The 677-nt window shown below is 66.3% G+C and carries 1 protein-coding gene; it reads left to right on the forward strand.

From position 1 onward, the window contains the following. Window positions 1-677: AMP-binding protein (locus A5692_RS12645; protein WP_156766057.1), on the forward strand; the 677-nt coding region annotated here is incomplete at both ends.

Genomic DNA, 677 nt, shown 5'->3' on the forward strand with positions numbered 1-677 from the left:
CGCATGGATTTGACATTCTCTCTGACCGAGAACTTCACCGACGCCGGCCAACCGGCCGGGATTAGTGGGGCGGTGGAATTTCGCACCGACATCTTCGACCCCAACACCATCCACACCCTGATCCAGCGGTTCCAGCGGGTGCTGGCGGCGATGACCGCCGACCCCACCGAGCAAGTCTCCTCGGTCGAGGTGCTCGACGTCGATGAGCAGGCCCGCCTGGACGAATGGGGTAACCGTGGCGTGTTGGACCGCCCCGCCACACCGGCGGTGTCGATTCCGGATGCGTTTGCCGCCCAAGTGGCCTGCGCCCCGGAGGCGGTGGCACTGAGTTTCGGGGACCGGTCCTGGACGTATCGGGAGCTTGATGAGGCCGCGAATCGGTTGGCGCACTTACTGGTTGCCCAGGGCGCCGGCTCCGGTCGGTACGTGGGGATACTGATGGAGCGCGGCGCGCAGGCCATCATCGCGATTCTGGCGGTGCTCAAGTCCGGGGCGGCCTATGTGCCAATCGATCCCGGCTGGCCAGCCGCGCGGATCGGGTTCCTGCTCACCGACGCCACCCCGACCACCGTGGTGACCACCACCGAGTTGTACTCACGGCTAGATGGCCATGGCGTGCCAGTCATCGATGTCACCGACCCCGTGATCGATGCCCAACCGGCCACCCGACCACCGTG

It is taken from the genome of Mycobacterium sp. E342 (genome assembly GCF_001667665.1).
In the GTDB taxonomy this organism is placed as follows: domain Bacteria; phylum Actinomycetota; class Actinomycetes; order Mycobacteriales; family Mycobacteriaceae; genus Mycobacterium.